General features: G+C 52.6%; 29 protein-coding genes. 15 read left to right on the top strand and 14 right to left on the bottom strand.

Annotated features, from left to right (window positions below; all coding sequences use genetic code 11):
• Positions 1-129: 129 nt before the first annotated feature.
• The 3 genes from ACFSX3_RS05235 to ACFSX3_RS05225 all read right to left on the bottom strand — a co-directional run bounded on the left by ACFSX3_RS05235 (position 130) and on the right by ACFSX3_RS05225 (position 2,622).
• Entirely contained in the window at positions 130-351 is a 222-nt protein-coding gene (locus ACFSX3_RS05235; protein ID WP_209992921.1) for a hypothetical protein, read from the bottom strand.
• Entirely contained in the window at positions 294-635 is a 342-nt protein-coding gene (locus tag ACFSX3_RS05230) for a sigma factor-like helix-turn-helix DNA-binding protein (protein WP_209992846.1), read from the bottom strand. Before ACFSX3_RS05230 ends, ACFSX3_RS05235 begins: the two co-directional genes overlap by 58 nt.
• 208 nt (positions 636-843) lie before the next feature.
• Positions 844-2,622 carry a glycosyltransferase family 2 protein gene (locus ACFSX3_RS05225; RefSeq protein ID WP_379258339.1) on the bottom strand — a complete coding sequence of 593 codons (1,779 nt, stop codon included), beginning with the start codon at positions 2,620-2,622 and terminating at the stop codon, positions 844-846.
• 207 nt (positions 2,623-2,829) lie between these two features.
• Here ACFSX3_RS05225 and ACFSX3_RS05220 point away from each other — a divergent pair, with 207 nt between their 5' ends.
• Positions 2,830-3,276, top strand: coding sequence for a hypothetical protein (locus ACFSX3_RS05220; RefSeq protein WP_209992847.1), 447 nt, complete (start codon positions 2,830-2,832; stop codon positions 3,274-3,276).
• A 101-nt stretch (positions 3,277-3,377) separates the two neighbouring features.
• Here ACFSX3_RS05220 and ACFSX3_RS05215 read toward each other — a convergent pair whose 3' ends face one another.
• Complete coding sequence (locus tag ACFSX3_RS05215; protein ID WP_209992848.1) at positions 3,378-4,217, bottom strand: SDR family oxidoreductase; 840 nt, start codon at positions 4,215-4,217, stop codon at positions 3,378-3,380.
• A 219-nt stretch (positions 4,218-4,436) separates the two neighbouring features.
• Here ACFSX3_RS05215 and ACFSX3_RS05210 point away from each other — a divergent pair, with 219 nt between their 5' ends.
• The 5 genes from ACFSX3_RS05210 to ACFSX3_RS05190 all read left to right on the top strand — a co-directional run bounded on the left by ACFSX3_RS05210 (position 4,437) and on the right by ACFSX3_RS05190 (position 9,111).
• On the top strand, positions 4,437-5,471 hold the full coding sequence (locus ACFSX3_RS05210; RefSeq protein WP_209992849.1) for an AI-2E family transporter: 1,035 nt from the start codon (positions 4,437-4,439) through the stop codon (positions 5,469-5,471).
• A gap of 173 nt (positions 5,472-5,644) precedes the next feature.
• On the top strand, positions 5,645-6,661 hold the full coding sequence (locus tag ACFSX3_RS05205; RefSeq protein WP_209992850.1) for a S66 family peptidase: 1,017 nt from the start codon (positions 5,645-5,647) through the stop codon (positions 6,659-6,661).
• A 255-nt stretch (positions 6,662-6,916) separates the two neighbouring features.
• Complete coding sequence (locus tag ACFSX3_RS05200) at positions 6,917-7,801, top strand: DegV family protein (RefSeq protein WP_209992851.1); 885 nt, start codon at positions 6,917-6,919, stop codon at positions 7,799-7,801.
• A 15-nt stretch (positions 7,802-7,816) separates the two neighbouring features.
• Entirely contained in the window at positions 7,817-8,374 is a 558-nt protein-coding gene (locus tag ACFSX3_RS05195; protein WP_209992852.1) for a hypothetical protein, read from the top strand.
• A gap of 212 nt (positions 8,375-8,586) precedes the next feature.
• Positions 8,587-9,111 carry a helix-turn-helix transcriptional regulator gene (locus tag ACFSX3_RS05190; protein WP_209992853.1) on the top strand — a complete coding sequence of 175 codons (525 nt, stop codon included), beginning with the start codon at positions 8,587-8,589 and terminating at the stop codon, positions 9,109-9,111.
• Here ACFSX3_RS05190 and ACFSX3_RS05185 read toward each other — a convergent pair.
• The gene (locus ACFSX3_RS05185) at positions 9,108-9,728 is read right to left on the bottom strand and encodes a flavin reductase family protein (RefSeq protein WP_209992854.1); all 621 of its coding nucleotides are present in this window, start codon (positions 9,726-9,728) and stop codon (positions 9,108-9,110) included. The genes ACFSX3_RS05190 and ACFSX3_RS05185 overlap by 4 nt on opposite strands.
• Before the next feature lie 94 nt (positions 9,729-9,822).
• Here ACFSX3_RS05185 and ACFSX3_RS05180 point away from each other — a divergent pair, with 94 nt between their 5' ends.
• On the top strand, positions 9,823-10,512 hold the full coding sequence (locus ACFSX3_RS05180) for an ArsR/SmtB family transcription factor (RefSeq protein ID WP_209992855.1): 690 nt from the start codon (positions 9,823-9,825) through the stop codon (positions 10,510-10,512).
• A 15-nt stretch (positions 10,513-10,527) separates the two neighbouring features.
• Here the strand turns inward: ACFSX3_RS05180 and ACFSX3_RS05175 are convergent, their stop codons facing one another.
• Together ACFSX3_RS05175 and ACFSX3_RS05170 are read right to left on the bottom strand one after the other, a co-directional pair.
• Complete coding sequence (locus tag ACFSX3_RS05175; protein ID WP_209992856.1) at positions 10,528-10,971, bottom strand: SMI1/KNR4 family protein; 444 nt, start codon at positions 10,969-10,971, stop codon at positions 10,528-10,530.
• Between the two features lie 205 nt (positions 10,972-11,176).
• Positions 11,177-11,587, bottom strand: a complete 411-nt coding sequence (locus ACFSX3_RS05170; RefSeq protein ID WP_339221719.1) for a hypothetical protein — start codon at positions 11,585-11,587, stop codon at positions 11,177-11,179.
• A gap of 239 nt (positions 11,588-11,826) precedes the next feature.
• On the opposite strand from ACFSX3_RS05170, the gene ACFSX3_RS05165 reads away from it, so the two are divergent.
• The 4 genes from ACFSX3_RS05165 (at position 11,827) to ACFSX3_RS05150 (ending at position 15,521) form a co-directional block, all read left to right on the top strand.
• Positions 11,827-12,519, top strand: coding sequence for a response regulator transcription factor (locus ACFSX3_RS05165; protein ID WP_209992857.1), 693 nt, complete (start codon positions 11,827-11,829; stop codon positions 12,517-12,519).
• Complete coding sequence (locus ACFSX3_RS05160; RefSeq protein WP_209992858.1) at positions 12,516-13,988, top strand: sensor histidine kinase; 1,473 nt, start codon at positions 12,516-12,518, stop codon at positions 13,986-13,988. The genes ACFSX3_RS05165 and ACFSX3_RS05160 overlap by 4 nt, the downstream gene beginning before the upstream one ends.
• A 103-nt stretch (positions 13,989-14,091) precedes the next feature.
• Positions 14,092-15,216: a PD40 domain-containing protein gene (locus tag ACFSX3_RS05155; protein WP_209992859.1), complete on the top strand. Its 1,125-nt coding sequence runs from the start codon at positions 14,092-14,094 to the stop codon at positions 15,214-15,216.
• 68 nt (positions 15,217-15,284) lie between these two features.
• Positions 15,285-15,521, top strand: coding sequence for a DUF6953 family protein (locus ACFSX3_RS05150; protein WP_209992860.1), 237 nt, complete (start codon positions 15,285-15,287; stop codon positions 15,519-15,521).
• Between the two features lie 101 nt (positions 15,522-15,622).
• On the opposite strand, the gene ACFSX3_RS05145 is transcribed toward ACFSX3_RS05150, so the two are convergent.
• Genes ACFSX3_RS05145 through ACFSX3_RS05135 form a run of 3 tightly spaced genes read right to left on the bottom strand, consistent with a single transcriptional unit; the run spans position 15,623 to position 18,985 of the window.
• Complete coding sequence (locus ACFSX3_RS05145) at positions 15,623-16,705, bottom strand: mannose-1-phosphate guanylyltransferase (RefSeq protein ID WP_209992861.1); 1,083 nt, start codon at positions 16,703-16,705, stop codon at positions 15,623-15,625.
• Positions 16,698-17,804 carry a glycosyltransferase gene (locus ACFSX3_RS05140; protein ID WP_209992862.1) on the bottom strand — a complete coding sequence of 369 codons (1,107 nt, stop codon included), beginning with the start codon at positions 17,802-17,804 and terminating at the stop codon, positions 16,698-16,700. The genes ACFSX3_RS05145 and ACFSX3_RS05140 overlap by 8 nt, the downstream gene beginning before the upstream one ends.
• Positions 17,804-18,985, bottom strand: coding sequence for a glycosyltransferase family 4 protein (locus ACFSX3_RS05135; protein WP_209992863.1), 1,182 nt, complete (start codon positions 18,983-18,985; stop codon positions 17,804-17,806). The genes ACFSX3_RS05140 and ACFSX3_RS05135 overlap by 1 nt, the downstream gene beginning before the upstream one ends.
• A gap of 201 nt (positions 18,986-19,186) precedes the next feature.
• Between ACFSX3_RS05135 and ACFSX3_RS05130 the strand changes: the two genes are divergently transcribed.
• The 3 genes from ACFSX3_RS05130 (at position 19,187) to ACFSX3_RS05120 (ending at position 21,065) form a co-directional block, all read left to right on the top strand.
• Entirely contained in the window at positions 19,187-19,483 is a 297-nt protein-coding gene (locus tag ACFSX3_RS05130) for a helix-turn-helix domain-containing protein (RefSeq protein ID WP_209992864.1), read from the top strand.
• Positions 19,449-20,396, top strand: a complete 948-nt coding sequence (locus ACFSX3_RS05125; protein ID WP_209992865.1) for a DUF1861 family protein — start codon at positions 19,449-19,451, stop codon at positions 20,394-20,396. The genes ACFSX3_RS05130 and ACFSX3_RS05125 overlap by 35 nt, the downstream gene beginning before the upstream one ends.
• A gap of 84 nt (positions 20,397-20,480) precedes the next feature.
• Positions 20,481-21,065, top strand: a complete 585-nt coding sequence (locus ACFSX3_RS05120) for a 50S ribosomal protein L25 (protein WP_209992866.1) — start codon at positions 20,481-20,483, stop codon at positions 21,063-21,065.
• A 144-nt stretch (positions 21,066-21,209) separates the two neighbouring features.
• On the opposite strand, the gene ACFSX3_RS05115 is transcribed toward ACFSX3_RS05120, so the two are convergent.
• Together ACFSX3_RS05115 and ACFSX3_RS05110 are read right to left on the bottom strand one after the other, a co-directional pair.
• Entirely contained in the window at positions 21,210-23,555 is a 2,346-nt protein-coding gene (locus tag ACFSX3_RS05115; protein ID WP_209992867.1) for a UvrD-helicase domain-containing protein, read from the bottom strand.
• A 93-nt stretch (positions 23,556-23,648) separates the two neighbouring features.
• Positions 23,649-24,116 carry an Imm30 family immunity protein gene (locus ACFSX3_RS05110; protein WP_209992868.1) on the bottom strand — a complete coding sequence of 156 codons (468 nt, stop codon included), beginning with the start codon at positions 24,114-24,116 and terminating at the stop codon, positions 23,649-23,651.
• Positions 24,117-24,252: 136 nt separating this feature from the next.
• Here ACFSX3_RS05110 and ACFSX3_RS05105 point away from each other — a divergent pair, with 136 nt between their 5' ends.
• Positions 24,253-24,378: a hypothetical protein gene (locus ACFSX3_RS05105; protein ID WP_340945244.1), complete on the top strand. Its 126-nt coding sequence runs from the start codon at positions 24,253-24,255 to the stop codon at positions 24,376-24,378.
• Positions 24,379-24,415: 37 nt separating this feature from the next.
• Here the strand turns inward: ACFSX3_RS05105 and ACFSX3_RS05100 are convergent, their stop codons facing one another.
• Both ACFSX3_RS05100 and ACFSX3_RS05095 read right to left on the bottom strand, forming a co-directional pair.
• Positions 24,416-24,994, bottom strand: coding sequence for an HAD family hydrolase (locus ACFSX3_RS05100; RefSeq protein ID WP_209992869.1), 579 nt, complete (start codon positions 24,992-24,994; stop codon positions 24,416-24,418).
• 116 nt (positions 24,995-25,110) lie between these two features.
• Positions 25,111-25,348 (bottom strand): zinc ribbon domain-containing protein (locus tag ACFSX3_RS05095; protein ID WP_379312681.1); only part of this gene is annotated, 238 nt, incomplete at its 5' end.

Raw genomic sequence — 25,348 nt, 5'->3', positions numbered from 1 at the left:
CCTTACCCTAGCAGGAATGTCAATACCTAGGGTGCAGCCGGCATGAATGCCGGTCTTGCTTGATAGATTAGCTATTCCCAATGAATGATAAGCGGGCAGCGCCACGTAGGGTGGCGTTTGCCCGCTTGTTCACGTGCTATCCCCGGCCTGTATGAAGCTAAGGATCTCCGTCACAATATGGGAAATAGCTTCCTCGCGCGGGAGAAGGATGCACTGACTGACCATTTCGATGTCCTCCTGAAATAGCTCAATGATCTGGAGCATGGCCTCCGGCTGTTTTTGACGGACACCGGTCAGAAGGTCTGCGAATTCGCTGTCTGTGATAGCTGCTGGATCATTTTTTGCTTCCATTTGTTAACCCCCTGTTGACTCATATGCAGCTGGGCCGCGACCTCAGCCTCTGTCATTTCCTGTAGATAAATCTTCTGCAGAATTACCTTTCCTTTGGCCGGAAGTGTATCTAATAGCTGCTCAACGGACAACCTGTTAATCATTTCCTCTGCTTCATCCCGCTGAGCCGGGCGGATATCCATGAAGGTACACTCATGCCGGCGGGTTCGTTTGCTCCGGTATTGTAAGCGCCAGCCGATTCGATAGATTTCCTGCCGGTAACGCTGTATCATTTGCTGTTCCATTGCCGTTATGCCTCCTCTTCTATATATCTTTCTAATAATAGGGAAATATTAGGTTGTATTTTACAACCTAAATGCGAACTTATGTTCTGTTATTTTAGCATATTTGCCTGCGGACCTATAGTGATATATTTCCTGAAGCGTATTCGCAAAAAAAGAAGAAGCTCCGATAGGGAGCTTCTTTCTCTCTTCTTATGCCTTAGCCCTCGCCCTATTCGCTCCAGGGCACCAGCCGGGGCTTCGGGTCAAGGATAGACTGATACTGCTCCTTCCAGCCGTACTCGGCATCCGGGTCCAGCAGCATATAACGCAGATACTTCTCCAGCCGGAATTCCGGCTTCGACCAGCCAAGATGCTTCAGGCGCAGATTGCTTAACTGATGGGACAGCTCGAAGATATTCTCTGGCAGCCGCCCGCAGTGCTGCGGCAGATCATTCCAGGCATAGGTGAAGTCTTCCCGGTAACGAAGCAGGAACGGGCGGTAACTCTGGTGGGCCTTCCAGTACATATCCTCACGGTAACTTGCCTCATCCCAGAAGTCGTAGAGCCGGAAGCAGAATAAGTCGCAATCTGCTGTCCGCAGCAGGGAGTCTACCTCCTCTGGAAAACATGATTCGAACAGCTCATCTCCGTCCAGATTAAGAATCCACTCCGGACGGGTCTTAACCACCGCCTCCCACTGCTGCTTGCGCAGCTCTGATTCATTATGGAAGCGGGAGACAGGGTTGTGTATCAGGTGGAGCGGAATCCCCTCCAGAGCCTCGCGGCAGATATCGGCTGTATTATCTGTGCTTGCGTCGTCGATAATGACGGCCTCATCGATATACTTGCGGTGCTCCTCGAGCACCTGGCGCAGGAACCTGGTGCCTTCATTCTTGACGATCATCGTAAGGGTCAGCTTGGGCCGGCGGGAAGCAAGCGCTGCCGGAGGCTCCTTGGACAAGCGCTGCCGGGCTTCGGCTTCGGTCCACAGCACATCCCACTGTGCTGCTGCCTCCTGTACTCTTTTGTCACCGGGAGCCGGAGCCATCTCTGCCTGGCCCGGCAGATCAGTGTCGCTGTCTTCAACGGCCGGCGCTTCACCTGAGCCGTCAGGTTCTGCTTCACTCCTGGCCCCGGCTGCTCCTGAATGACTGCCAGCTTCATCCTTCGCTTCTACTATAGAGGCTGCTTCCGCGCCCGAGGTGTGCCGGATGAACTCCTCGACCAGATCCAGATCACTGTCTCTGTAGAGGTGCAGCGCAGGGAAATGGGTATCCACGAAGAGCGGAAGGCCGAGGGACGCTGAACGGATGCAGAAATGACGGTCCTCTCCCCAGTAGGAGATATTACGGACCCGGTCGTAGCTGATCCCGGAGCTGAGGGCTGAGCTGCTGATCAGCGTGCAGGCGCCAAGTCCGCCAACCTCATAGATTCCAGGCTGCTGCATCTTCAGCAAAAAAGCATGGAAACGGCGCTGAATCTCCTCCGGCGAGAGCTGCTCTCCCGGATGAATCTCCCACTGGTTGTATTCGTCATGCATCCATACCTGCGGCTGCAGCATTGTATTCGGCTGCCACTGTGTCCAGAAAATCTCGGAGATAATATCCTTGCCTGTACCGATCAGATGCAGGAGCGTATCCGGGTGCAGAATGAGGTCGGAATCAATCAGGAACAGGTAGTCATAGCCGAAGGCCTCCGCCCGCCGGATCATCAGGTTCTTGAATCCGGCCACCTTCCAGACCAGATTGGAATGCCAGACATGAGTATGCTCATCTCGGATATAGTCATCATGGTAGCCGGAGGATTGCAGGAAGACGGATCTGCCGTTCCGGGCGAACTGCTGCAGCAGCTGGCTTGCGGCTTCATCCGGGTTATCGTCAATCAGATAGAAATCAAGATCGATATCCTTCAGGTTCAGACGCAGCAGAGAGTTCAGGAATTGCTCCAGGATCGCCGGTTTCTGATGAATTGGGCTGCCCAGCAGAACCCGGGTTCTATTCTGATTCATAGCGGGTCACTCCGGAATAAGGTCAACATGATAGAACATCCCCTTGGATTCGAAAATAGTCGATATGAATTATATGTATTCAATATATTTAGAGAAGTACCAGACTAACCCCCGTTTGGAGAAATAATAAGCTGCCCGCAAGAAGAGAGAGGATTTGATGTATAGCAGAGAGCTGTTGTACAATACCGCATAAAGGGAGGTTATCAAATGGTAGATAGACAGAATAAGGTGAAGTTATCGCAATGGGATGCCCTGTTGCTGGAGTCGCTGCGTTCGTACGGCTGGTCAGAAGAGGAATTGCTGCGCAGAGTTAATGAAGGGGAACTGCCGGCGGATGAGAGCAAATACGAGTTCGATTACGGGCAGCTGTCTGTACTTGCAGATGAACAGCCGGAGGTATTCCGCCAGGCCGTTCTGGAAGGCTACCAGATTAAATACAATACCATCCGCGGAATCCGCAGCTGGATAGAGGTTGCGCTAGGAATTGAAGCGAAGCTGGAGCTTGCGGAGGGGCACGAAGCGGTGGAAGCGGAATTAACGGAGACTGAACGCGAACGGCTGGAGGATGTATTGTCTTACGGCTGGGCGGTTATAGGCGGAGCAGCCATGGACGGCAGTGCCGGAACGTACCGGATTGAGCCGATTCAGCGGTAGAATCTAAAAAGGGGACACCACAAACAGCCGCTCCGAATCGGAGCGGCTTCAGGAAAGAGGCTGGAGTATATCCGTAATAGGCGTGCGGCGGATGCTTACACTTACATATTTAACTGGATTTTCCGCGTGCTTAGTACGCCTTCCAGTCCGGTAGGGTCGGTGCTGACCTTGCGGAGAACGAATTCTTCGGCCCGCTCCGAGGTGCGCAGGCGCAGCGGCTTGGTCTCAAGCTGTACCAGCTCCCACATCACCTCCGCTACGGATTCTGCACTCTGCGGCTCCACATTCCGCTCCAGGAATGCTGCTCTGTAGGCATCCAGAATCGGCTTGTACTCATCCTCGAGAACACCGCCGGTGCTGGCGACATGCCCCATTACGGTTGAATTGAATTCCGTGGCGATTGCCCCCGGCTCAAGCAGCGTGATATCGATGTTGAACTGCGGCTTGTAATAGGTCGCCAGACTCTCCAGCAGCCCTTCCACCGCGAACTTGCTGGCGCAGTAGACCTCGTTCATCGGTTGCCCGACCAGTCCGCCGACACTGGAGGTCGCCACAATATGGCCGTAGCCAGTCTTTTGCAGCAGCGGCAGTGCAGCCCGGATCGTATGCATTACCCCGTACACGTTGGTGTTGAAGACATCCTCGATCTCAGGGAACGGTGCCTGTCCGAGCGCTCTCAGGTATCCGTATCCTGCATTGCAGAATAATACATCCAGCCTACCTTGCTCCGCTTCTATCCGGTCTATAACCTGCTGAATACTCTCCGGCTGTGTCACCTCAAGCTCTATGAACTGTAGATCCGCTACATCACGGTACAGCTCCTGTTCGCGCTCCAGATGGCGGGTTCCGGCGTAGACGGTCCAGCCTTCATTAGCGAATTTCAGTGCGGTGGCAAGGCCAATACCGGAGGATGCTCCGGTGATACAGATTACTTTTTTCATATAGCTTCAGCCTCCATTGTATTTGAAAATATGAAAAGGGTATGAATTGTACAATTTTGCCCACATTATAACATATAGTAACCGAACTCCGTCAAAACGACATAAAGTTCGTTTTCTCGCGCGGATTAGGCTAGACCAAAGTTGCTATAATTGTTTTCGGTACGGTACAATTAAATAAAAAATCCTAATCGCTTGCGAATGGAGAGGAACAAGGAAATAATGGAAGTACTCAAGCGTTATATCGCCAATTTAACAGTCCGGCGCTTCTTGATTTTGGCACTGATTGGACTGCTGCTGTACAGCATTAGAGACATGCTCAATCTGGTGCTGCTGACGTTCCTGATCGCTTATGTGATGAACAGCTTCCAGGTATTGCTCAGCAGACGGATCGGCAAATTCGTGAAGGTGAACAGTAAGGTTATCATCATTGCATTGTATCTGGCGCTGATTAGCATGATCGTCCTGGCACTCGTGAAATATCTGCCTAAGGTGTTCTCGCAGATTAAGCAATTAACTGCATTTCTGGGCACACTAACCTCCGAGGATATTCCGCAGAATCAGATTATGCAGTATTTATTCAATATGGTCAAGGAGCTTAACTACCAGAGTTATTTGAATCAAGGCATCGAATACGTATTCAAAATTAGCAACTGGGGAACCACCTTCGTCCTGGCTACAATCCTAAGCCTCGTCTTCATCCTGGAGAAGAACAGAATTGTCAGCTTCACCTCCCGTCTGAGAGACAGCAAGATCTCCTGGTTCTATGTCGAGCTGGAGTACTTCGGCCGGAAATTCATCTCCTCCTTTGGTAAGGTGATTGAGGCTCAGATCTTGATTGCGCTGTTCAATACCCTGTTTACGGTCGTTGGATTGTGGGTGCTGGGCTTCTTTTTCGAACCCTTCCCGTATCTCTTTGCCCTCTCCATCATGATCTTCATGCTCAGTCTGATCCCGGTCGTCGGCTTTGTCATTTCGCTGATTCCGTTATGTATCATCGGCTACAACACCGGCGGACTGGCGCTGACGATCAACATTCTGGTGATGATTGCCATTCTGCATGTCATTGAAGGCTACTTCCTGAATCCGAAGCTGATGTCCTCCAAAATGAACCTGCCGATGTTCTACACCCTAGTAGTACTGCTGTTCTCCGAGCATTATATCGGGGTATGGGGACTGATTCTCGGGATTCCGATCTTTGTCTTTTTCCTGGATATCCTGGATATCAGCCGGGACAATAAGCCTTCACTGGAATGATGCAACCAAGCTATATCATACGTAATTCGCATAGGGTGATATTCAACCTGCTCAAGGTTCGGGTATCACCTTTTTTATAGAATTTATATGTTTTGGGGTCCCCGCAAAGTACCTGAGTCATCATCGAAGCTAAAGCCCCACTTTGTGGGGTTACCTTAAGGAGGAGTAACCAGATGATCAGATATCCGGAATTAGAAGCAGGAGCCGTTATTGGTGTAACCGCGCCTTCATCAGGAGTGGGAGAGGAACTTCGTGAACTGCTTGAACTGGCTGTAGGACGGCTGCAAAAAAGAGGGTACGGCGTAGTATGCGGACCGACAGCGTGGACACAGGAGAAGGCCAAATCGGCCCCGGCTGCTGTACGTGCCGCTGAATTCAACAAGATGATGGCCGATGAGTCCATCGGACTCGTCATGCCTCCCTGGGGCGGGGAACTGTTGATCGAGATTCTGGAGCAGGTGGATTTCAGCAAGATGAAGTGTAAATGGATTCTCGGCTATTCCGACATCAGTGTGCTGCTGCTGGCTGTCACGCTGAAGACGGGGATTGCCACTGCCCATGGTACCAATTTCATTGATCTCCGTGGAGAACAGACAGATCCGACAACCGCTATGTGGGACAAGGTATTGTCTACCCCAAGCGGCGGGTCCGTAATTCAGCATTCCTCACAGCAGTACCAGCTGGAATGGGGAGGAGGCGAGCCGTCGCCCCATGTGTTCAACCTTACAGAAGCAACTAGCTGGAAGACGGTGGGTAATCAGGCCATCACCATGCACGGCCGCCTGCTGGGCGGCTGTATTGACGTTATCCGTCATCTGATCGGCACGCCGTATGGAGAGGTGCGGCATTTCCAGCAGCACTATATCCATAATGAGCCTATTCTGTGGTACTTAGAGAACTGTGAGCTGTCCGTGACCGATCTGCGCCGCTCCCTGGTGCAGATGAAGCTGGCGGGCTGGTTCGAGCATTGCAGTGGTCTGATGTTCGGCCGCAGTGCGGCTAACCGCCCTATGGACGGGTACACCGTAGAGGATGTATACCAGGAGCTGGCCGATGAGCTGGGCCTGCCGGTCGCATACGACATCGACTGCGGGCATCTGCCGCCGCAGGTTACTTTGGTAAATGGCGCTTTTGCAGAGGTAGCGGTTGGAGAGGGCAAGGGAACTCTGACTCAGTACTTCCGGGCATAGATTGGATATTAGGATGTTGCTCGTATGAACTCTAATTTCCTGCCTCTTCTCATACCATAAGCAGTCCGCTCTTAAACAGGTATATTCGTCATATAGAATGTGAATTTATGTCGAATTTAGTTGAAAAAAAGTGCTGGGATTATTCAAGGAATGCTCTACGAATGGCTGGCATCCTGTATAATTTATGAATATACAGACAGCTAGAGCTGCCGATTCCTGATCGCAGTTAATCCCTCACGAAAGAGAGCAGTGACTATGAAATCCATCGCATGGGTGACTGACAGCACCAGCACCATTGATTCTGAATTCGCCATGAATAACCATGTTTATATCGTTCCCCTCCGTCTAATCGTCAATAATGAATGTTATAAAGAAAATATAGATATTAACGCCGATCAGTTCTATGATAAAATGCGGCAGCATGACAAGGTAGGCAGCTCCCAGCCGCCGATTGGCGAGTTCGTGGAATTATACGAGCGTCTGAAGGAAGAGTACGACGAGATTATTGCGATCCACTGTTCCTCCGAGCTTAGCGGGACCTTCAACACCTCGATGCAGGCGGCGGATATCGCTGGAGTGAATGTAATAGGTATCGATTCCAAAGTAGGCGCGTACCCGATCCGTGAGATGCTTCTGCGCGGTATTCACTGGCAGCAGGCAGGTTGCTCTGCGCAGGAGATCAAGAACAGAATTGATAATATAATCGAGGAAATGTCCTTCTATATCATCCCTGCCAGCCTGAGCCAGCTGCACCGCAGCGGACGGCTCTCCGGATCTCAGTTCCTGCTGGGCCAGCTGATGCGGATTCATCTGCTTCTGAGGTTCGATGAGGGCAAAATTGTCGTAGTTGATAAAATCCGGACCTTCAAGAAGACGAAACAAAAGCTGCTAGAGACCATCCAGCAGGAAATCGGCCGCTTCCAGGATGTATGTATTATGCACGCCAACAATAAAGAAGAGGCGCTGAGCTTGGAGTGGGCCATTAAGGCCATGTCCCCTTCGGTGCGCACAGAGATTATGACCTTTGTCCCGGTGGTAGGTGCTCATATGGGCGAGGGAACACTGGCGCTGTCATGGATTAACCGTACGGCCCTGAATAGTATTGATGCTGAGGATGAAGTGCTGGAGTCTGTGCTCTAGAAAAGGAGCGGAACGATGTTCTTATATCATTATTATGATGCAGCTGTGGGGCCGTTTGTCAGCCTATCCGATTTACCGGGCGATCAGGCGAGGGCTGTGCTGGAGACGATTAAGCAGACCAAGCCCCAGGCCCAGAGCGCCCAAAGACACGATAAGTATGTGGAATATCGGCGGAACTGCGAGAGCATCATCCGGGCGGCATTTATTAGTAAGGGCGGTCTTGTCCAGCGGTCCTCCCCGCATTATATGGTAGTTGAACACAGTCCGTGGCTAAGTACATGGTTCGAGAATGGCGCATCGCTCAAGATTCCGATAGAGGAATTTGATGTGAACACGATTTCTTTTACCTATGGGGACTCCATGCCCACCTTCAGCCCGCTGATTAACGATGGAAAAGAGTACAGGCACACTCTGTATACCTATCCCGAGATTGTGAGCATCATTGACAAGTACGGGTTACCGCAGAATTGGAACAATGACGGAAAGTACGGTCCCGAGCGGTACGTCGAAGCGCATGTCTGGAGCGATGGGGCGGTTAGCCGGTATCTGAGTGAACGGAGCCGGGCCCGATAATATGGTATCGAAATAACCAGAAAACGGCTGGATCAGGGGAACCTGACCAGCCGTTTTTAATGGAGTGAGCATTCAAGACTACTACATAGCCTTTTGCAACCTAGAGTTGCAGAATAAATTTAGAATACTCTACTTACGCTCGATTTCGATATCAGCTCCTCTGTGCTACTATTGGCTGTGTTGAGTGATAGTAGAGTGGAGGTGCGGGTACTTTGATAGATAATAACAAAGCCGGGCAGAATATATTGAACTTAAGGAAGAGGCTATCCCTGACCCAAACAGAGCTGTCCAGCTTACTTGGCGTAAGCCATCAGGCGGTTTCCAAGTGGGAGCAGGGTGACTGCCTGCCTGATATCGGGGTGTTGCTGAAGCTTGGACAGGTCTTCGGGAAGTCGGTGGAGGAGCTTCTGTTAGGGGAGAGCGTTAGCCGCGATTCAGCTTCTGAGAAAATTGTAAGCCCTCCCATCGAGCTGCCGGATGAGGTCTGGACGCAAGCTTTGGATCATATCCAAGGCCGCATCTCACCACCCAGCTTCAACACCTGGTTCAAGGGCACAAAGGGGAAACAGCTGGGGGAGACTTATTGCGTCTACAGTCCGAGCCGTTTTGCTTCAGAATGGTTATATCACCGTTATTCCAATTTGATTGTACCGATTCTCGAAGATATTACAGGCACATCCAGCCTTAAGGTCGAGTTCTGCTCTATGGGAGCGTGGGACATTAACCGTAAGGATTAGGTTTCTGCCCGGTAGGTTTTGCCAAGCTGATGACCCAGACCAAAATAATGGCGGAAATTGTAGATGAGCGGACTCCATTTCAGAGGATCGATATGTTTGTCATCCATAATAATATCCTGGTGCGCATGTACATGAACAGCTTGTGCCTCAATGATTGCAAAGGCAGACGAATGATCCGGTATCCGGATATGTTGGATGCGTGCTTCAATTTGTAACGGACACTCCATAATTCGTGAAGGCTTAACCGTTTGGGACGCCACAGGTGTGAGTCCGCTGACAGCATATTTATCCTTTTGATAGGAGTAGCCATGTTGTTGCTTGTAATCAGGGACAGGATGTTTACCCGTATAGGGGGCAAGCCGCTCCACATTCTCCCACAGTGAGGGGCCGGGGATGTTAATGACGCATTCGGGAAGCCGTTCCAGGTTCTCGATTGCTTTTCCCCCAAGACCAATTCCTAGTACAATACAGTCTCCCAAGGCCCAGGAGGATGAAATTGGACTGATATTTACGGTATCATCCTCATTCAAGGTGTTCAGTAAGATGACAGGAGTTCCATAATATAAAATCTTGGGTTGTATCGTTACAGTGTTCATCATTTGCTTCGTAGGGTCCATTGTGTTTCTCCTCCCATATTGTAGATCCTACTTCAGTGTATAATATAAATAATTCAACACTCATCGAAGTATGGAATGCAAAAGGAGGGTTAGGATGCAGGCAAATCCGAATGTTGCTATCATCGCAGCTCTAGTGAGTGAAGCTTCACGGGCAGCAATATTAACCGTTTTACTGGATGGAAGGTTCCATTCGGCAAGCGAGTTAGCATATATGGCAAGAATCAAGCCACAAACGGCAAGCTTTCACTTAGCGAAATTGATCGATGCTAACGTGGTTACCGCTCTGAAACAAGGGAGACATCGTTACTTTGCGATTCGGAACCTGGAAGTGGCGCGGGTGATGGAGTCCTTATTGTCTATTGCCCCGCCTGTTGCAGTTAAATCTTTACGGCAATCCTCGCAGGACAAGGCGTTGCGTTATGCCAGAACATGTTATGACCATCTTGCCGGGAATGTGGGGGTGCAATTAACCCATGCATTGCTAAGCAGTGGTATTTTACTTGAACAAAAGGACAGGTATACGGTGACGGAGGATGGCAAGAAATTTTTTGCTGACTTTGGCATTGATGTGAATGAAGCTGCAACGAAACGCCGTCTGTTCTCACATCAATGCCTGGATTGGAGCGAACGCCGCCACCACCTGGCCGGAGCCCTGGGAAATGCCCTTCTGGAGAGAGTCCTGGAGCTGGACTGGGTCCGGCGTCTGCCGGGTACACGTGCGGTACAGGTCACCAATGAGGGAAAAGCGGGTTTTGAAAAAGTATTCTCACTTGATTTGAATTAGCTGCAGGAGATAAAGCTACCACTCCATAAAATTCTCTTCAATCAGCGCAGCGAACGATTCCGCGATCACCTCGTAATCTCCATTGTCGTGATCGATGAGCAGCACCCGGCCTTCGGGGTCAAGCAGGATCGGGTTGCCCGAACCGTCCATGGAGAAGACTGCGCTTCGTGCGAGCAGCCCGCTCATAGCGGTATCCTTGTAATCCTCGCGGAAGGACAACGTTAACTCGGTCACACTCTCCCGTCCGATGGAGGAACCGTTGCTGAAGGCGTGTACGGATAGTCCGGCATAGGCGCCGCCAAAGCTTCGGATGAATTGAACATAATCCTGATCCAGCGACAGACCCAGTAGCTTCTCTGCCTCAGCGATTTGTTCCTCTGTTGCTGGTGTACCGAGCAGACTCTGATTCCCCTCTTTGGTTAAAAAAAGCTGCAAACGTTCCATTAGCGCATCATTCATAGCTATTCCTCCACTTCTAAGGTATCTATTAATCATAACAAGAGCGGGACTTAGGTCAATAGTGCTCTTTGAATGATCTGAATATGTAGCTGCGAAGGCATATGAGCCGGATATTAAAAAGCTGTCCCACGCGCAGTGTACCTGCTCGTAGGACAGCCTTTTTAAATATTTTCAGCCACATTTAATTGTTGCTGCTCCGATTCACTCACCCAAACGAGGTTTCGACACTCTGCGCCACAATCTCCCTAAGCTCGGCCTTCTGTGCGTTGAACTGCTGCGGGGTGATGCTGCCGCTGGCGAGTCTGGCTTCGAGCTGCTGGGTCAGCTGCTTGACTTGCAGGTTAATGATCTGGGTGACATTGCCGCCATTCTCTTCTGCGATGTTACGCAGGGATTTGCCGTCATATAAGGCGTCGTATAGCTCTTCGTCAGAGGTCGGGTTCAGGTTCAGGGCATCCAGCAGCTCATCGGTATCGGCCACATCGGATGTGGACCATTTGGCGACAGGAAGGGTATGTAAAGCCGGCTTACCCCAGGCCGTTCCTCCGAACGACATAGCTACGATCATTGTTCCTACAATCATTACGCGCTTAATATTCATATGTTTTATATTCATGTGTATCATCCTCTTTTCGTGGTTGGTTATATCGGTCAAGGTTCATTATTTACGGCGGCTTGTGAACTTCAGCTAAGTACAGTTTACTAGGCAATACTGAAATGAAGCTTAAGTCTTCTTAAAGATAACCTAAATCTTTGCTTGCCCCTGCCGGTTCCTTGCTCCGGCTTCTTCATCTGCGTTATTCTTGAAGGGCATTACCCGAACGGAACAAGCGAGAGCGGAAGGATGAACCGTCTATGAAAAAAATACTGGTCGTCGATGACGAACCGGCCATTGTAAGTGCGATTGCCTACGCGCTGCGGCGTGAAGGCTATGAGGTCGATACTGCCGGTGACGGGGAGGAAGCGCTAAGCAAGGCGAATACCTTCCGTCCGAATGTGCTGGTGCTGGATGTAATGATGCCGAAGCTGAGCGGTTATGATGTCTGCCGCAAGCTGGAGGACCGGGATGATATTGGAATCATTCTGCTCACTGTCAAGAATGATATTGTTGATAAAATTGTCGGTCTGGAGCTGGGTGCAGACGATTATATGACCAAGCCCTTCGAGATCCGCGAACTGCTGGCCCGGGTGAAGGCGCTGCTGCGCCGGCTGGAGAAGAATACGTCTGAGATCCGCAGTGAGCTGATCGAATACGGCCTCTTGCAGGTTCACCTAGACCGGCGCAGCGCCGAGCTTGGCGGGGAGCCGCTGGAGCTGACCCCGAAGGAATTCGATCTGCTGCATCTGCTGCTCTCGCACCCGCAGCGGGTGTATATGCGCGAGGAGCTGTTGGAGCAGGTCTGGGATATGGACTATGCCGGGGGAACGCGCACCGTAGATATTCATATCCAGCGGCTGCGCAAAAAGCTGGGCGAGCCCTACCAGAATATCCTGCAAACCGTCTACGGTGTAGGCTATAAGGCAGTGCCTGCGGGGAGCTACTCATGAGAATCAGCATTAAGCTGAAGTTCAGCCTGTTCCTGGCGGCGCTGCTGATTCTGGCCGTCGGCGTGCTGAGCTACTTCGTCCTGCGCGGCGTGGAGCGCAATGAGCAGGGCCAGACAGAGCGCAATCTGGCTCAGCATGTCAACACGGTCAATCTGCGCGTGAAGCAGACATATTATACAGGTGCGCGCCTTACACCGCAGGTCTTCATGCAGCAGCGGGGCAAGGCGCTGGCTGCTGAGCTGGCCGGATTCACCGGCCTGGAGGTGACCCTGTACGACAGCCAGGGCCAGCAGGCGGGCACCTCGGCGCAAGGCGAGCCTGGGCCGGGTCCGGGCAAGCCGGATCTCAGCACAGCGCTGGACTACGCGCTGAATAACAAGGTCGCCTACCAGAGTGAAGGCGACAAGCTGTTCTACCTGGCTCCGCTACAGGGACCGGAGGGGCAAATGGGCGTAGTGCAGCTGCAGTATTCCCTGGAGGGAGCCCGCAGCTTCCAGCAGACACTGTTGAATCTGTTCCTGACCACAGGCGGCGTGGTGCTGGTGTTCAGCTTCATCCTCGGGTATCTGTATTTCAACCGTGCGGCTGCCTCCATCGGGCGGCTGAAGAAGGCGGCGGAGGATATCCGCGGTGCCAACTATATCACGGCTCCGCCGGTGCGGCGTAAGGATGAGCTGGGGGAGCTGGCCGAGGGCATCTACTTCATGAGCCGGGAGATCGAGCGCAGCATTGCCGCCAAGGACGATGAACGGCGCAAGCTCCAGCTGGCTGTGGAGAAGCTTCAGGCGCTGGAGCAGCAGCAGAAGCAGTATATCGGGAACATCAGCCATGAATTCAAGACGCCGCTGACCTCGATTAAGGCGTATGTTGATCTGCTGAATATGTATGACGATGACCCTAAGTTGCTGCATGATGCCAAGCTGAGTATTGCCAAGGAGACAGAGCGGCTGTACGAGATGGTGGATAAGGTGCTGCAATTGACGGCGCTGGAGAAGTATGATTTTGAATCCCAGGCAGAGCTGTTGGAGGTTGAGAGTACCCTACGCGATATCTGCGGACGGATGAAAGGCAAGGCGGAGCGCTACGGCCTCACAGTCACGCTTGACGCCCAGCCTGCGCATATCTGGATCGACCGGGAGAGCTTCATGCATATCTTCATCAATCTGCTGGACAATGCGATCAAATATAATGTCCCGCAGGGGAGTATTTATCTGCACAGCGAGGTCAGGGAGCAGCGGGTATGGATTACTGTTCAGGATTCCGGCATCGGTATTCCGGAGGCGTCGCGGGATAAAATTTTCGAAGCGTTCTATACGGTCAACCGTGACCGTTCCAGAGCCTCGGGCGGCACAGGGCTTGGTCTCTCGCTGGTCCGTAATCTGGTGGAGAAGCAGGGCGGCACCATTGCCTTGCTGGAAAGCTCAGGCGAAGGGGCGGCGTTTGAGCTGTCTTTTCCGCTGGTGTCCTGAAGGGATAATGTTTACAAGTTGGATATATTTGAGATGCGGTTTGGAAATAAGCGTCCGGTATGCTGAAGAGGCAACATGAGCGATGAGCTGGAGGGAAGCCTGAATGAATCATGAGCGCCATAGAGCCTGGGGCAAGATCTGGAGCATTCTGCTCTGCGGAGCTGTTCTGCTATCGGTTACTGCCTGTAGTACTGAGAACACAGATACACGTGAGGTTGTAGAAAAGGCAGGCCGCAAAATTACAGTCCTCGACAATATCAGCGAACCGGTCTACACGAAGCTGAAGCTTGCGGGCATACAGAAGGTGGAGGGTGTGCGGGGGACGGATTTTGCCGGCGAGGATGTAATGGTAGTGACCAAGGAGAACCGCAGTCTTCCCTCGCAGGTTATTGAAGGACAGGAACGGTATCCGCTGAATCTCTATCTGCATACCCTGTCCACAGGTGAGGAAGCACCGCTTCAGACGGGAGAGCTGAATTACGGCGCGCCGCAGATGTCCCCGGACAAGACGCATGTCTTCTACAAGGAGCTGCATGACATCACAGGATTCGGCTATATTATGGATCTGTCCGGGGGCGCCCCGGTGAAGGTAAGTGATGGGGAGTTTCGGGTGGAGGAAGGGAAATGGGCGGATGACGCGCATGTGATTTATCCCGATATGGAAGGCAATATTCTAAGTGCTGATGTAACCGGCAAGCAGGAGACGATCGTGAAGACGGGCATCCCGTATGTGCATGAGGTGGTTCAGACCGGCAGCCGGATTCTCTATGTTACAGGTGAAGACAGCCAGCTTAGCGCCTATGACACAGTGACGAAGCAGACCAAGGTGCTGCGAAAAGATGTAATCTGGGCGGTTCCTTCTCCGGATGGAAGTCGGCTGGCGATTGTCGAGCGTAACGGACGCGGAGAGATGACTCTGAAGCTCTGTGACAGCGAAGGCAATGAGCAGTCTAAGTTAGCTTCGGGGCAGCAGATCTTTGGCACCAGCTGGTCGCCGGACGGCAAGCTGCTGGCTTATGCAGTGACGGCGGCGGGTGCGACGGATGACCAGCAGGACCTGTTCATTACGGAGGTGGAGACCGGAGAGCAGACGCCTGTGCTGAATGATTTTCATCTGGCTAATTCTCTCCACTGGAGTCCGTCCGGCAAGAAGCTGCTGGCCACAGCTACGGTGCTGAAGGATAATATCTATCAGTTTCTGACCTACGTGGTCAGCCTTCTGGAATAACAACGGCGGGATTCATGGTATAATGGGGGAATCTGCGAACAGGATGAACAGGAAGGAGCAATACCCCAATGGTAGTAACCGCACAGGAAGTGGCGGAGTGGATGGTGAAGGAGATTAAGTTTACAGGAACTTTATACCAGACCGCTGCGATTGAATATGTGAAGGCAAATTTCGGTGAGGAATTTGTATTCGTAAATGAGAATGGCAATGCATCGCTGTCCAAAGAAGTGAAGAAGGCGTTCCGCAAGCTGCATGGCGGCCGGATTGCCTGGGACCGCGACGGATTCCTGTGGGCCTGGACCTGAGGACGGCATGGGCGTAGTTACACAAAAGAACACGACAAAGGGAGCGTTGCTTGTTCAGCAGCGCTCCCTTTTGTATGCAAATAGAACTTACGTGACATCACCTATACATATTCGAGCATGCCCTTGTCTTTGAGCAGATCAACAATGTCTTTGACCGACTGTGCTTTATCTTTGGGGCAGATCATGATGGCATCCCCTGTGTCGGCGATGATGAAGCTGTCAACGCCGATGGTGGTGATCAGCCGCCCGTTGCCATAGATAATGGAATTGCGGGTGTCGATGCCGACATGATTGGCCTTGATAATGTTGCCTTCATCATCAGGCGGGAAGATGGCGCCGAGTGCGTCCCAGCTGCCGATATCATTCCAGCCGAACTGGCCGGACAGCACCACTACCTCATCAGAGCGTTCAAGTATACCATAGTCAATTGAGATATTCTGCAGCAGCGGATAGATCCGGTTAATCGTCTCCTGCTCCTGGTCTGTACCGAGCGCTTCACTGATCGGCAGCATCGTATTATACAACCGCGGCAAATAACGCTTGAAGTTATCGATAATGACCGAAGTTTTCCAGATGAAGATCCCGCTGTTCCAGAGATAATTGCCTGAGGCCAGATACCCCTGTGCCTTCTTGAAATCCGGCTTCTCCACGAATTCAGCTACATCGTATACGGCAACCGGTTTGACTGCGATCGGCTCTTTGTCATAAGCGATGTAGCCGTAGCCGGTGGACGGGAAGGTCGGTTTGATCCCGATCGTGACAATGGCGTCACTCTCCATCGCGACGGTGCAGGCTTCGTCCAGCGTAAGCCGGAACTGCGGCTCATCGGTAATATAGTGATCGGAAGGCAGGACAACCATTAAGGAATCCCCTTCACTCATCTGCTGGATGGAGAAGGCCGCGAACAGGATGCTTGCTGAAGTATTCCGGGCCACAGGCTCGATCAGAATATTGCTCTTCTGCACACTGCTGTGCATGATGCTCTCCAGCAGGACCGCCTGTGTGCGGTTCGTCACAATAACGGTATTCTCCTGCGGGATGATGCCCTTGAAGCGTTCGATCGTATCGTTCAGCATAATATCGTTGCCGCTGATGTTCAGCAGCTGCTTGGGAATTTCCTGTCTGGACAATGGCCAGAAGCGGGTACCGCCTCCGCCTGCGAGGATCGTTGCATATTTATTCATGGTGAGTCACCAGATGGGCAATCGTGAAGGAGATGATGCTCTCCGATCCCTGATTGAGGTTCAGCCCCGAGCTGTGAATCCCGTCGTAGCAAGCCCCGGTCTGGGGATCAATCAGGGAGAGCTCCAAGGAATTATGTCCCGTGTACCAGGCGTAGCATAATTCAGCCTGCTTCAGATAAGCCGGCTCCTGCAGCACTGCGGCAGCCTCCCGGCAGGCGAGCAGCATCTCGCAGGCTTCGATCGGCTGCTCGTCATAGAGAGCAGGCTTCCCGCCGCGCAGCAGCCAGCCATGGCTGCCGATGGGCCGGTAATAGCCTTCCGGTGCGAAGGTCATGGAGATCAGGAAGTCCAGACTTTCTATGGCTGTTACACGAAGCTCAGGATTGCCGGAGAGCGTGGCAGCCTTAAGCAGCGCCCAGGGCAGCATCGAATTTCCGTACGTCAGGCTGTCTTCGTACCAGTTCCAGCCCTCGCCCTTGGTATGGTTGTACTGGTCATTCAGCCGGACCGCGACCGATTCTATAAGTTCTTGAATGTAGGCTTCAGGCAGGAAGGCCCGTTCCTCTTCTGTACTGGGTATATGCGGATAAGGGAAGGAGTAGGTGAGTGCTCCGGGAGTCTCAAGCAAATAGCTGAGGCCAATAACGGCATAGCCCAAGGCGCGGGGAGAGCGCAGGCCACTGATATGCGGCAGTGCCTGGTTGATCAGATACCGGCAGGTGTTCAGCAGATTATCCGGCAGAATGGAGGAGTGGGAGAGTACGAACCCCAGCGCCCAGAGTGTGCGCCCCTGACAATCCTCGGAGCCGCGCTCCTCCAGGAAGGAACGGCTGTAGTCCATGAAGTTGCGGAAGTTACCTTCCTCCGTCTGTGCATGATGGACGAATGAGAGATACGTATGAATCAGACCAAGTGAAGCAGTGTCCTGATTCTGCCGGTACATCAGCACGGCTGCGATTAATGCCCGCGCATTGTCATCGGTCGTGTAGCCCTTGGCACGGTCGGGAACACCGAATTTCGTATGCTGGAAAATGCCCGTGTCATCGGTTATTTGCTTCAGATAGCCGGTATTGAACTGTAACACCGCTGGCGCCTGCATCAGATCACACTCCGGTCAGCCGGTGTGGCAAGGCCTATAATGTCCTGGAAGATAGCGGCATAGGTCTTCGCAACCTCACTCCACATCATTGTACTGCCGAGAGCCTGTGTACGCTGTTCCATATCCCGGACTTTGGCCGGACTGTCCAGCAGCTCTAGAATACAGGCCTCCAGGGAAGCCGAATCGCGGAATTCCGCCAGCAGTCCTCTGCCTCCGGCAAGCATTTCTTCGGCATAGCGGTAAGGGGTGGAGATAATCACTCTGCCATAGCCGACTCCATAAGCGAGCGTTCCGCTGACGGCCTGTTCCTTGCCCAGATAAGGAGTCATATAAATATCCGACATCACCAGGGACTCAATGACCTCTTCCTGGGTCAGCAGCTTGTCGACGAACAGCACATTATTGACCAGGTCTAATTCATGCACCAGATCGGTCAGCTTTTGACGGTATACTTCACCGATCTCCTGCTTGACAACCGGATGCGTCTTGCCCCAGATGATATAGAGCGCGTCAGGATGCTGCTTCACTACGCCGCTCATAGCCTCAATCGCATATTCAATGCCCTTGCCGGGACTCAGGAAGCCGAAGGTCGAGAGGATTTTGCGTTCGCCGAACTTGTATTGAAGCTTCAGCTCTGCACGGGTGGAGGTCTGGACAAAAGGAACGCCGTGATGAATGAATGCTATTTTGGCGGCGTTAATATGATAGACAGAGATCAGATCCTCTACTGTGGACTGGGCCATGGTGACCACCTTGACGCTTCCTTTGGCGAGCCGGGTGATAATCTCATGCTGCTTGGGGGTAGGCTTGGTTAAGACAGTATGGAAGATAACCACGTAAGGAACCTGAAGCTTCTCCGTGAACTGCAGCAGATATTCGCCGCTCTCTCCGCCGTAGATGCCGAATTCATGCTGAATGACTAGCAGATCGGTATCTGACTGGTTGATGTCTCTGGCTGATTCTATATAATCAGATAGCTGATGTTGGTTGATTTCCCGCATGACCTGATCCGTGTAACGGTAGTTCCCGTTGTTATTCATGGCGATGATGCGCGGTTTGTTGAAGCCCTGAAGCTTCGTGAATTCATCCAGCAGATCCTGGGTGAAGGTAGCAATTCCGCATTCTCTAGGCAGGCTGGTGGACAGGAAAACAATGTTTTTATTGCGGTTGCTGTGGTTCATAATAGAAAGCCTCCCTATTGATTATCGAACTTTTGGGGACAAAAAAAGAAAATAAAGAGGGCTTTATTTTCCGGGGATGAGTGGTATAAAATTTGGTTTCTGCAAATTATTTCCTGCCCAAACTATAACATGACCATTTAATCTTGTCAATTTATTGACTCTCTTGAAATCACCGGATATAGTGATGTAGGAGGTGTATGGATGCCAGTCATACGCAGTAAGTTGAGTGAGGTTATGGAGAAGCATGACCCGAAATTATCAATCCGCAAGCTAGCGAAGGACATTAATTACCATTTCGATTCCGTCCGGCGGATGTACAAAGACGAGATGGTACAGTATCCCCGGGATCTGCTGCTGAAGCTGTGTACGTATTTCAATATTCAGCCCGGAGAATTGATCCGGATGGAACCCGATGAGAACGATTGGGCCATAGATAAGACGAATGAATATGAGGAGGAAGGCAATGACAAGGAGCCCGGCGAAGACAGCAACCTGTAATGAACTGCTGGATACCTTTTATGCCAATCTCCGTACCGTGCACGTGGAGAAGCTGGTCTTCTCCGGTGTGGGCGGGCGTGATGTCTACAATATAACGGCTCCGTTCCTGCATGACGGGGAGGAAGTGATCTTGGGAAGAGTTGAGGAACGGGATAGTGAGTTCTCTCAAGTCTTCTTTTTTACATCCGGCGAGGATGGTGTATGGGTTCCCAGAGCGCATACCCACACCTATAATCTGCAGGACCCCTGTGTAACCCGGATTAAGGGCGAGCTGATTGTCGGCGGAGTTGAAGTGATTACGGCTGGGGATAATCCGCCCAAAATAGTCTCATGGGTTACCCAGTTCTACCGGGGATACCGGATCGATTCGCTGCACCATTTCGCCTCCGGTCCGGAGCTGATGAAGGATATCCGGCTGATTGAGCTTCAGGATGGCAGAATCGGCGTACTGACCAGGCCGCAGGGAGAGCGGGGCGGCAGAGGACAGATTGGCTTCACCATTATTGATTCACTGGAGGAACTGCATGAACAGACCTTCCTGGAGGCGGAGGTCCTGCAGCATCAGTTCGTACCGGAAGAGTGGGGCGGAGCCAATGAAGCCCATCTGCTGCGCAATGGCCATATAGGTGTGCTGGGGCATATCGCCTGCTTCGACCGTATGGAGAAGAAGCATTACTACTCCATGGTCTTCTCACTTAATCCGGACACTTTGGAGACTACCCCGGTTAAAATCATCGCGGCCAGAAGCGATTTCCCTATCGGTCCGGGCAAACGGCCCGATCTGCAGGATGTGATTTTTAGCGGCGGACTGGTACGCGGAGCGGAAGGCCGGGCGGTATTGTCTGTAGGCGTCAGTGATGCGGAAGCCTACAGAATCGAGATCCCTGATCCTTTTGTCGAATATGAAGTCTGATCCTACTTGGTTTGACTAGATTCTATGGTCATGTTACACTTGAGATGACAAGAATTTATGGTCGAAGAGAGCGGGAACCAAGCAATGAGTACATTTATTCAACTAAGCAATCGTACATCGGAAACAAAGTCCAACCTGAATGTGGCAAGAAAGCAGGGCCGCATCCCGGCTGTACTGTACGGCATTGGTAGAGATACTCTTAGTCTTGAAGTGAACGAGAAGGAACTGCTGGAGATGCTGAGAACGAATCCACGGGCGATTCTGCAGGCGAAGCTGTCGGATGGGACGACTATTCCGGTAGTGGTTCAGAACCTTCAGAAGCAGTCGATGTCCGGTAAAGTGCTGCATGTTGATTTCCAGCATGTGAATATGAGCATCAATATGGACAGCAAGGTTACCATTCATTTTGCAGGCGAAGCTGCTGGCGTCAAAGAAGGCGGCGTACTGCAGGTGGAAATCTATGAAGTTGAAGTCCGCTGTATGCCAGGCAATTTGCCTACTTCCATGGAAGTGGATATCAGCAGCCTTGCCATCGGCGACCAATTGCTGGTGTCGGATCTGATTTTCCAGGATGGCATTGAAGTGCTGACCGATCCAAATACTGTCATGATTCAGATCAAGACTGTACATGAAGAAGTTGAAGAACCGGTAGTAGTTACTCCGGCTTAAATACAAGAATGACGAAATTAACCCCTTTCATTAGAATTAGCGGGGAAACTCATGGGTGCATGAGTTTCCCCGCTGTTCTGTGCTGAAAGGGGTTATTTGTGTTGTTTGTTAGACTGGAGGTTCCGCTGTAGCAGCGGAAGCCAGTTATACAGGCACTTCCCGGGTACTCTTCTCCATCGGGGATTTGCATAGCGGGCAGGGCTTCGAGGCCAGATGATCCTCAGCCCCGCCTGCCTTCATCCGGGTCCAGCCCGGGCAGGCTTTGCCGGTGCATGTCCAGACCGGGACAGTATGTGTTCTCGCTGCGGCTGAACCCGGGGTGCTGCTGCGGGTGATAGACGTTCTGCCCGGGCTGCTCCCTCCGGCGGCCGGAGCTGGTGCCTGCGGGCGCGCTGCCGAGCGGAAGGCCGCGAGCATGAAGCGCGAGACCTCCGCCTTTTTACCACGATGCCTGGCGGGCGAGCTGATGAACAGCTCTTCCTTGGCCCGGGTAACGGCCACATAGGCGAGCCGGCGCTCCTCTTCTAATGCGGCAATGCCCGCTTCGGCTGCGGCTCTTGCGGCGGCCGCGCTGATCACCTTGACCGAGGCCTTCGCCGGCTTGCGGTCCTTCGCGCGGTCCTCCTCCAGAGCGGAGCTATGCGGCAGAATCCCTTCGGAGGCTCCGATCAGGAAGACTATGGGGAACTCCAGTCCCTTGGATTTGTGAATGGTCATCAGCGCCACCCGGTTGCCTTGCTCCTTCAGCCCCGGCTGCCGGTTCTGCTCATTGCGCTCTGTTACGTTGTCGATGAATTCGAGGAACAGCGGAATCGTAGCGAAGCGCTCTGCCGAGGCCTCCAGCTCATCGAGCATTTCCTTCAGCGTCTCCCGGTGCAGCGTAGCCTGATGGCGCTCGCTGCCTTCGATGAAATAATCGTAGAATACCGTGCGGATCTGGCGGATCGCTTGTAGCGGTGTCAGCTCCCGCAGGCCGCGGATCAGGTCCAGCCGCTCGCGTAGCTTGACGCCCTTGAAATCCTCCATCCCTGGCATGGACAGCAGATGAATCAACGGGCCCTGCTTCGCCTGCACCGCCTCCATGCGCCGGATATGCTCCATTCCCTTGTCCCGGCTCATGTAGAGTGTCGGCAGAATATTCTCCATGGCGGCGAAGTCCCGGCGGTTCACCGACAGTCGCAGGTGATCCAGCACCGGAGAGATCAGCCAATGCTCATACAGCAGCTGGCCTTCCCCATAATCTATATAAGGAATATCGCGCAGCAGCAGCAGCTCCAGGACAGCCCGGTTGCTGCTTGTCGCGCGGTATAACAGAGCGAAATCACGGAATTCCCGGGTCCCGCTCTGAGTCTCACGCTCAATATGCTCCACAATCTGCGCAGCCTCGTCATCTGCCGTCTGCGGACGCAGATAACGGGGCGGCAGACCGCTGCTGCGGGCGGCCTGTAGCGTCTTGGCGCGGCGCCGTGAATTATGGCGGATGATACCGTTACCCAGCCCGATGATCGCCGGGCCGGACCGGTAGTTGATATCCAGCGTAATCACCTTGGCCTGCGGATACAGCTTCTCGAACTCCAGGATGAACTCGCTGCGGGCTCCGTTGAAGGAATAGATCGTCTGGTCATCGTCGCCGACCACCATCAGATTATCCTGCGGAGCAGCAACCATCTTCACCAGCTCATATTGCAGCGCATTCGTATCCTGGAACTCATCGACCATGACATACTGATACTGCTGCTGAAGCTCCCGCAGCAGCGCCGGCTGTTCCCGGAGCATCTGGAAGGCGAGCAGCAGCACATCGTCGAAATCGATTTTGAAATGATCGATCTTCCACTGCTCATACACAGCCAGGATAGCCTTCATCTCCTTCTCTGCTTCTGTAGTTTCCGGCAGCTGCCCGGGCAATCCCATGTTCATCTTGCAGGCCGAGAGCAGACTGAGCAGATTCTCCGGCGGATAGGCATCCTTCGGCAGTCCCAGCTCACGCATAATCTGCTTCAGCAGAATATGCTGGCGGCGGGTCTCGCTGAAAATATCCTGCCGCATCCCCTGCCGCCGCAGGAAATAAAGAAAGAACGAGTGGAACGTACGCGCCTGCAGGCGCGCAGCATCCCCCTCGTTCACCCCGGGCAGCAGGGCAATCCGCTCACGCATCTCTGCTGCTGCCTTGCTGGAGAAGGTCAGCAGCAGCAGGCGTCCTGGAGCGACGCCGCGCACAGACAGTAAATACCCGGTTCTGCAGATCAGCACCGAGGTTTTGCCGGAGCCGGCTCCAGCCAGTGTCAGCAGCGGCCCGAGATGATGGCGTACCGCCGAGACCTGCGGCGGATTGAGCAGAATGCCTCCGGCCTCCAGCCGCCTGAAATAAGCCGCATCGCTGTCCCCCGGCTGTACCGTCTCCCGGCTCGTGCGGGCTGAGGCTACCTTCGCCTGTGGTATATTCTCACCGCTGGCTCCCAGCGGGATATTATGAAATAAGAGCTTGTTCATTAAGTTCACCTTCGTTTGTTTCTGAATGCGTAATTAGTCATGCGGTTTTGGCCAGTATACACTATACCATTCTGCACTCTTTTCTGCACGGGGCTATCTTGCGGATGTATTCAGCTTGGCCAGAAGGGAATTCACCTTGCGCTCGTACAGCCGCGGCTGATCCTCCTTGATCTCCTCCAGCAGGAAGGCCAGGCACTTCCGGATTCGTGGCGGCATGCGCACAGCGATCTCAGCGTAATCCCTGCGGAAAGTGTCGTCCTGGAGAATTCTTTGATTCAGCACAATCGCCCAGTTGCGGGCATGCTCCAGCATCTCCGGCAGCGATTCCAGCAGTTGGGTCAGATACATCTCCATCTGGACACTCTCCACAAAATGAACAAGGCTGAACATCACCTCTTCCTGCTCCGTATCATCATCGAATACTTTGAAGATTTGGTGAATGACGGCATCCTCCGTATCACCGGCCAGACCCTCCAGTGCCTGATCGAACTGCTCGCATTCCAACTCGGTGCGCAGCAGCCGGTTCTCATATAGCCGGGCAATCCCGGGGTATAGGTTCATAGAGTAATTCCTCCCAGCAGAAAATAACGCCATTTATCATAAGGTCCAATTTTTGACAGATAAGGCTAATATATTGGACATAGGACTAGCTGATTATAACAGATGTACAAATAGAAGTGAGGTATGGAGGGATATCATGTTTATTCCGGTGCTTATGGAATTAACCAATGCCGAACGGCTGACGCTCATTCTATATCTGGCAGTCAACCTGGGCGCCATCTCATTATTATGCTTTCGGCGCTCAGGAACCGACCGCCGCTAACAGGAACAGCCTTCATGCGAAGGCTGTTTTGCTGTCGCTACGCTTGTTCCTTATCCAGAAGATGCCGCAGTCCCGCCGCTACACCATTCTCCGTATGGCTTAATGTAATGAAGTCGGCGGTCTGCTTCAGCACGGGTGCGGCATTCTCCATGGCAATCTTGTACCCCGCCATCTCGAACATAGGCAGATCATTGTAGCTGTCGCCCATCACCGCCACTTGCTCTGCAGGAATCCCGTAATGGGCAGCGAGCATGCTTACACCGGCGCCCTTATTTGCTTCCTCATGGTTGATCTCGATATTGTTGACATGCGATGCGGTAATAATCAGTCCGGGGATGGCGGCGAACCGCACAGAGGCTTCCTTCAGCAGCTCACGGTTCAGCGAGAAAACCAGTGTCTTATAGATCAGATTCTCTTCCTTGCTCCAGACGTCCTCCATCTTCTCCACATAGGTTACCGCTGCCTGCTGGAACTGCTGGTCTACCATCGCCTGGAGCAGCCAGGCCAGTTCCTCGGGAACCTCAGTATCCTTATGAGCAGCCAGCTTTTCCAGTTGTACCCGCTTGTCCAGCTCCACATATACGTTATCCTCAGTGTATACCTCTTGAACCTCCACACCCTTACAAGGGTGGGATTCTTAGCTAGTTAGCGGGCGCAACCGTTTCCGCTTTGCCCTACTGCTAAGTTAAGGGCGAGTTCATTCGCCCATCCTAGATCAGAGCTTATAGCTACCTAGGCTGGCAGACTGTTACCATCTGCCACAGGTTGACGCATGATGTTGATGGCACCGACCCGATCCCGATGTGCTGTATAACCGCAGTTGCAATGATACGTTCGATCCTTTGCTTTGTTCCGCTCTCCACAAGAGGGACAGGCTTGCGAGGTGTATGCCGGATTCACTTCAACCACTTGGATTCCAGCGAGTGCCGCCTTATATGCGATGAACATTTGCAACTGGTAGAACGACCAA

Origin of the sequence: Paenibacillus rhizoplanae (assembly GCF_042684125.1) — a bacterium.
GTDB classification, from domain to species: Bacteria; Bacillota; Bacilli; order Paenibacillales; family Paenibacillaceae; genus Paenibacillus_AQ; species Paenibacillus_AQ rhizoplanae.
Note: the sequence above shows the minus strand (reverse complement) of the source record. Positions and strands in the feature narration are given on the sequence as shown.

What these genes read in the sequence shown, in the direction of transcription:
- ACFSX3_RS05165 (WP_209992857.1), top strand. Translation starts at nt 11,827, where the DNA reads ATGAAAAAAATACTGGTCGTCGATGACGAACCGGCCATTGTAAGTGCG.
- ACFSX3_RS05155 (WP_209992859.1), top strand. Translation starts at nt 14,092, where the DNA reads ATGAATCATGAGCGCCATAGAGCCTGGGGCAAGATCTGGAGCATTCTG.
- ACFSX3_RS05140 (WP_209992862.1), bottom strand. Translation starts at nt 17,804, where the DNA reads ATGCAGGCGCCAGCGGTGTTACAGTTCAATACCGGCTATCTGAAGCAA.
- ACFSX3_RS05230 (WP_209992846.1), bottom strand. Translation starts at nt 635, where the DNA reads ATGGAACAGCAAATGATACAGCGTTACCGGCAGGAAATCTATCGAATC.
- ACFSX3_RS05125 (WP_209992865.1), top strand. Translation starts at nt 19,449, where the DNA reads ATGACAAGGAGCCCGGCGAAGACAGCAACCTGTAATGAACTGCTGGAT.
- ACFSX3_RS05180 (WP_209992855.1), top strand. Translation starts at nt 9,823, where the DNA reads ATGCAGGCAAATCCGAATGTTGCTATCATCGCAGCTCTAGTGAGTGAA.
- ACFSX3_RS05210 (WP_209992849.1), top strand. Translation starts at nt 4,437, where the DNA reads ATGGAAGTACTCAAGCGTTATATCGCCAATTTAACAGTCCGGCGCTTC.
- ACFSX3_RS05220 (WP_209992847.1), top strand. Translation starts at nt 2,830, where the DNA reads ATGGTAGATAGACAGAATAAGGTGAAGTTATCGCAATGGGATGCCCTG.
- ACFSX3_RS05205 (WP_209992850.1), top strand. Translation starts at nt 5,645, where the DNA reads ATGATCAGATATCCGGAATTAGAAGCAGGAGCCGTTATTGGTGTAACC.
- ACFSX3_RS05130 (WP_209992864.1), top strand. Translation starts at nt 19,187, where the DNA reads ATGCCAGTCATACGCAGTAAGTTGAGTGAGGTTATGGAGAAGCATGAC.
- ACFSX3_RS05235 (WP_209992921.1), bottom strand. Translation starts at nt 351, where the DNA reads ATGGAAGCAAAAAATGATCCAGCAGCTATCACAGACAGCGAATTCGCA.
- ACFSX3_RS05105 (WP_340945244.1), top strand. Translation starts at nt 24,253, where the DNA reads ATGTTTATTCCGGTGCTTATGGAATTAACCAATGCCGAACGGCTGACG.
- ACFSX3_RS05160 (WP_209992858.1), top strand. Translation starts at nt 12,516, where the DNA reads ATGAGAATCAGCATTAAGCTGAAGTTCAGCCTGTTCCTGGCGGCGCTG.
- ACFSX3_RS05150 (WP_209992860.1), top strand. Translation starts at nt 15,285, where the DNA reads ATGGTAGTAACCGCACAGGAAGTGGCGGAGTGGATGGTGAAGGAGATT.
- ACFSX3_RS05185 (WP_209992854.1), bottom strand. Translation starts at nt 9,728, where the DNA reads ATGGACCCTACGAAGCAAATGATGAACACTGTAACGATACAACCCAAG.
- ACFSX3_RS05215 (WP_209992848.1), bottom strand. Translation starts at nt 4,217, where the DNA reads ATGAAAAAAGTAATCTGTATCACCGGAGCATCCTCCGGTATTGGCCTT.
- ACFSX3_RS05110 (WP_209992868.1), bottom strand. Translation starts at nt 24,116, where the DNA reads ATGAACCTATACCCCGGGATTGCCCGGCTATATGAGAACCGGCTGCTG.
- ACFSX3_RS05170 (WP_339221719.1), bottom strand. Translation starts at nt 11,587, where the DNA reads ATGAATATAAAACATATGAATATTAAGCGCGTAATGATTGTAGGAACA.
- ACFSX3_RS05120 (WP_209992866.1), top strand. Translation starts at nt 20,481, where the DNA reads ATGAGTACATTTATTCAACTAAGCAATCGTACATCGGAAACAAAGTCC.
- ACFSX3_RS05195 (WP_209992852.1), top strand. Translation starts at nt 7,817, where the DNA reads ATGTTCTTATATCATTATTATGATGCAGCTGTGGGGCCGTTTGTCAGC.
- ACFSX3_RS05225 (WP_379258339.1), bottom strand. Translation starts at nt 2,622, where the DNA reads ATGAATCAGAATAGAACCCGGGTTCTGCTGGGCAGCCCAATTCATCAG.
- ACFSX3_RS05175 (WP_209992856.1), bottom strand. Translation starts at nt 10,971, where the DNA reads ATGAATGATGCGCTAATGGAACGTTTGCAGCTTTTTTTAACCAAAGAG.
- ACFSX3_RS05200 (WP_209992851.1), top strand. Translation starts at nt 6,917, where the DNA reads ATGAAATCCATCGCATGGGTGACTGACAGCACCAGCACCATTGATTCT.
- ACFSX3_RS05135 (WP_209992863.1), bottom strand. Translation starts at nt 18,985, where the DNA reads ATGAACCACAGCAACCGCAATAAAAACATTGTTTTCCTGTCCACCAGC.
- ACFSX3_RS05115 (WP_209992867.1), bottom strand. Translation starts at nt 23,555, where the DNA reads ATGAACAAGCTCTTATTTCATAATATCCCGCTGGGAGCCAGCGGTGAG.
- ACFSX3_RS05145 (WP_209992861.1), bottom strand. Translation starts at nt 16,705, where the DNA reads ATGAATAAATATGCAACGATCCTCGCAGGCGGAGGCGGTACCCGCTTC.